We start from the raw sequence: 3,979 nt of genomic DNA on the forward strand, positions 1-3,979 counted from the left end.
GAGCCGGCCCCGGCGCGCGAGGCCGACACCGAGCTGGGCGAGTTCGGCGCCTTCATCCAGCGCCTGCCCGGCACGGCCACGGAAGTCGATACCATGCTGGCCGCGGGCTACTACAGCCAGGTCAACTCCGCGGACGACACGTTCGCAACCGCCGAGGCCAACAAGCGTTTGCTGGAGCAGGGCATCAAGCTCGGCAACCCGTCGCAGTGCGTGCGCCAGTCGCTGGTCGCCAAGCGGGTGTTCCTGGTCGCGCGCGGCCGTTTCCGCGTCTCGCAGCACGGCCGCGCCCATCTGCGCCAGTTCCTGGGCTCGCTCGTCCCGGACTGAAGCGCCGGAGGTCGTGTCGTGGAGCAGTTCATCAAGCGGCTGTCGCTCTGCGCCCTGTTCCTGCCGGGGCTCCTGCTCGGCTGGGCCCTGCCGGCCCAGGCGGCGATCTGCCCGGCCATCCCGATCCCCGAGGAACTGGGCCTGACCTGCACCGACCGGCCGGGCGACGCGTTCACGCCGCCCTCGGCCAGCATCTCACCCGAAGCCTCCCTGTTCAGCGCGTTCACCGGCCTGACCATCCGCCTCCTGCCCGCGGACGAGGACACCAGCGACCAGGCAGCTTGGCTGCAACGCCAGGTGACGGTCGACTTGAGCGGTCTAGGCAGCTTCTTCACCAGTCTGGCCGATGATCCGGACCTGCCCGGCCGGGACGGGGACCTGGCGCGGCGGCTGGAGGACACTGGCTCGAGCATCGCCTCCCTCGGCGCCCTACCGCTCAGCGGCTGCGGCGAGCCGGAACTCGGCCCCGAGCGCTCCGACCTGGAGTGCCACTGGGACAGCAGCGGCTTCGGGCTCGCCATGCAGGTCCGGCTGGTGGTGCATGGCGATGAGCGCTACGCACTGCGCGCCTGGAGCATGAACGACCGGCGCTTCCTCCAGCTCCAGGCACTCGCCAACGGCTTCGACCCGGCCAAGGTCACCTGAAACCGCCAGAGCGCGGCTAGCGGACCGGGAACTCCAGCACGAGCCGGGTGCCCGCCGCCGTCTCCCAGCCGGGCTTGGCACCGACCTGGCTGCTCAGCGCCTGGATGAGCTGCAGGCCCAGGCCGCCTGAAGTGGGCGATGTCGGCAGGCTCATGCCGGGCCCGTCGTCCCACAGCTCCAGCCGGGCGCGCCCGGTCTCCAACTGTGCCAGCGCCAGGCCCACCTGGCTGCCGCCTGCGGGAAAGGCATGCTGGAAGCTGTTGGACAGGAACTCGCTCACGATCAGGCCGATGGGCAGCGCCTTCTCGCGGGTCGCCTCCAGTTCGGCCAGTTCCTCCGCCACCACGCTACCACCCGCGGCCTCACGCTGGGACTCAGCCATCACCCGGACCAGGTCACGCAGGAACGGCCGCAACTCGACCATCCCGGCGGAATCGGCGCGCACCTGGTCCTGGATCAGGTAGAGCGGCCGCAGCCGGTCGCGCATCCGGCCAATCGCGCGGCGCACCCGCTCGTCCGGCTCGCGCCGGCTCTGCAGGCTGATCAGGCTGTCGATGGTCTGCAGGCTGTTCTTGAAGCGGTGCTGCAGGTCGCGTCCCAATGCCTCGGCGGCGTTCTGCGCCGCGGCGCGCTCGGCCAGCAACTCCTCGTGCCATGCGCTCAGCCGCCGCAGCTCCAGGAGGCCGACCACCTGCCGGCCGAGCCGGCCCAGCATGTCCAGCTGCGCGTGCGTGAGCCGCCGGGGCTGCCGGTCCATGACGCAGAGCGTGCCAAGCGGCACCCCGTCGGCATTGCGCAGCGACACCCCGGCGTAGAAGCGCAGCTGTGGCGCGCCGGTGACCAACGCGTTGCCGGCAAAGCGGGGATCAGCGGCGAGATCCTCCACCACCAGCGGCTCCGCGGAACGGATCGTATGGCTGCAAATGGCGCTCTCGAGCGGAACCGCGCCCACTGCCATGCCGAGTGTCGACTTGAACCACAGCCGGTCCATGTCGATCAGCCCCACCAGCCCGATCGGTACCTGACAGACATGGCAGGCCAGGGCTGCCAGGTCGTCGAAGCCGACTTCCGGTGGCGTGTCGAGGATGCGGTAGGACCGCAGCAATGCCAGCCGCTCGGACTCCTCGGCGACGAAGCCCTGCCCAGCCGGGGCGTCGGATCTGCTCATGGATGCATCCTAGCGGGCTGGGCCAGAAACGGCCATGGGCGAAGGTGCCGGACCTTCCGGCAGGATCACCGGTCGTCCTGGTGCCGCTCCGGCAAGGGCCGCTCACCGTCATCCGGATCCTCGGCCTCCACCGCCGGGATCGCATAGCGTCCATCCGCCCAAGCCAGGAAATCGCGGTCGCGGCAGGCACGCGAGCAGAACGGCCGGAACCGCTGCTCGCGCGGGCTGCCGCAGATCGGGCAGCGCGGGGTCGCGGCTGGGGTATCGGTCATCCGAGCTCGAAGCCTCCCGAGGCCAGGCGGTCATCCGCGGTCACAGCACCGGCAAAGCCCGCTGCCGCCAGCGCCCGGGCCGGAGCCGCTTCGGCCAGGTAGCGCGCGAGGTCGCGGGCGGCCCTGAGCGTGGCGGGCGGCCGGGCCGAGCGACGCAGCGCCTTGACCAGCCGCTCGGTGCTCGCGCGCAACGAGGGTGCCGTGCCCTCGCCCCGGCAGTGCTGGCAATCGCGCAGCAGCAGCTCGGCCAGCGCGATGCCGCGCCGCGGCCGGCCGATCTCGACCAGCCCCTGGGGCGAGACGTCATGGACATGACCTGCCACCGGATCGACCGCGAGCGCCTTCTTGAGGGTCTCGACCACGCGGAACCGCTCGTTCTTGCTCACGAGGTCGATGAAGTCGACGACGATGATCCCGCCGATGTTGCGCAGGCGGAGCTGCCGGGCGATCTCTCTGGCCGCGGCGAGGTTGACGCGGAAGGACGGCAGGCCGCCACTGTCCACGTCGATCGCGGTGAGCGCCCGAGTCCGCTCGATCCAGAGCCGCCCGCCCTCGGGCAGGGGGACCTCGCGCTGCAGTGCCGCCTCGATCAGCTCGGCGACCCCGGTCACCTCGAAGGCGTCGCCGCCGGCCAGTTCGACCAACGGCCCCTCGCCCGAGCGGAAATGGGCATCGCGGAATGCCCGAATGCGCGCGGCCAACGCCGGATCGGCCACGGTGATCGCATCCACCGGATTGCCCAGGATGGTGCGTAGCAGCCGTTCCACCGTGTCGTCGACATCGAGCGGTCCGCTCTTCAGCTTCGCCCGATCCAGGCAGTCGTGCCAGCGGCGACGCAGCGCCTCCTGCTCGGCCAGCAGCACCTCGTCCGGCTGGTCCTGGGCGCCTCTGCGCAGCAGCACGCCCCCCTTGGGAAACAGCGCCTGCCCGCGCTCCTTGAGCAGCGCCTGCTGGCGCTTGCCGAGATTGCCCGACACCTCCACCGCCTGCGAGGAGGGCCGCAGCACCAGGTGCAGCCCGATCAGGCGCACGTCGCAGGTGACCCTGGGCCCCTTCTCGTCGACCGCCTCGCGCAGCCCCATGACCACGATGCGCTGGCCCTCGGCGACGATCCGCTCAATCGGCATGCGCGGGTCGGCACCCGGCAGGTGGCGGGCGTCCTTGACGTTGAGGAAGGCGTTGTGGCCGAGGCCGATATCCAGGAAGGCGGCGCCGATCTTGGGCTCGACCCGCACGACCCGGGCCGCGAACAGCCGGTCCGTCACCCGGCCCTCGTCGTGGTCGAGGTCGACCACCTCGACCAGCGCGCCATCCTCCAGCCGGGCGGCGCGTAGGCCGAACCCGGTATCCTCGATCACCAGACCGCTGCTCATGTCCTCTTCCAGCCAAGGCCTTCCAGGAGCCCCAGCGTCTCGCACAGCGGCAGCCCCACCACGTTGGAGTAGCTGCCCTGGATCGCTGGCACGAACGCCTCGGCCCAGCCCTGGATCGCGTAGCCGCCGGCCTTGCCATGCCACTCGCCCGAGGCGAGATAGGCATCCTGCTCCGCTGCGCTCAGCCGCTTGAA

Annotated in this window: 6 protein-coding genes; 2 read left to right on the plus strand and 4 right to left on the minus strand. The window is 71.0% G+C overall.

What is annotated here, in order from left to right:
- The coding region (locus tag EQG76_RS11195; RefSeq protein ID WP_159713390.1) for a hypothetical protein at window positions 1–327 on the plus strand (327 nt) is incomplete at its 5' end.
- Window positions 328–345: 18 nt separating this feature from the next.
- Window positions 346–972 carry a hypothetical protein gene (locus EQG76_RS11200; protein ID WP_159713391.1) on the plus strand — a complete coding sequence of 209 codons (627 nt, stop codon included), beginning with the start codon at window positions 346–348 and terminating at the stop codon, window positions 970–972.
- 16 nt (window positions 973–988) lie between these two features.
- Here EQG76_RS11200 and EQG76_RS11205 read toward each other — a convergent pair whose 3' ends face one another.
- The 4 genes from EQG76_RS11205 to EQG76_RS11220 all read right to left on the minus strand — a co-directional run.
- Window positions 989–2,140 (minus strand): sensor histidine kinase, encoded by a 1,152-nt coding sequence (locus EQG76_RS11205; RefSeq protein ID WP_159713392.1) that lies wholly within the window; start codon window positions 2,138–2,140, stop codon window positions 989–991.
- A 65-nt stretch (window positions 2,141–2,205) separates the two neighbouring features.
- Window positions 2,206–2,412, minus strand: coding sequence for a DNA gyrase inhibitor YacG (locus EQG76_RS11210; protein WP_159713393.1), 207 nt, complete (start codon window positions 2,410–2,412; stop codon window positions 2,206–2,208).
- The gene (locus tag EQG76_RS11215) at window positions 2,409–3,785 is read right to left on the minus strand and encodes a ribonuclease E/G (RefSeq protein ID WP_159713394.1); all 1,377 of its coding nucleotides are present in this window, start codon (window positions 3,783–3,785) and stop codon (window positions 2,409–2,411) included. The genes EQG76_RS11210 and EQG76_RS11215 overlap by 4 nt, the downstream gene beginning before the upstream one ends.
- Window positions 3,782–3,979: Maf family protein (locus EQG76_RS11220; protein ID WP_200840735.1), on the minus strand; the 198-nt coding region annotated here is incomplete at its 5' end. The genes EQG76_RS11215 and EQG76_RS11220, both read right to left, overlap by 4 nt.

Source organism: Geminicoccus flavidas (genome assembly GCF_009806515.1).
Lineage (GTDB): Bacteria > Pseudomonadota > Alphaproteobacteria > Geminicoccales > Geminicoccaceae > Geminicoccus > Geminicoccus flavidus.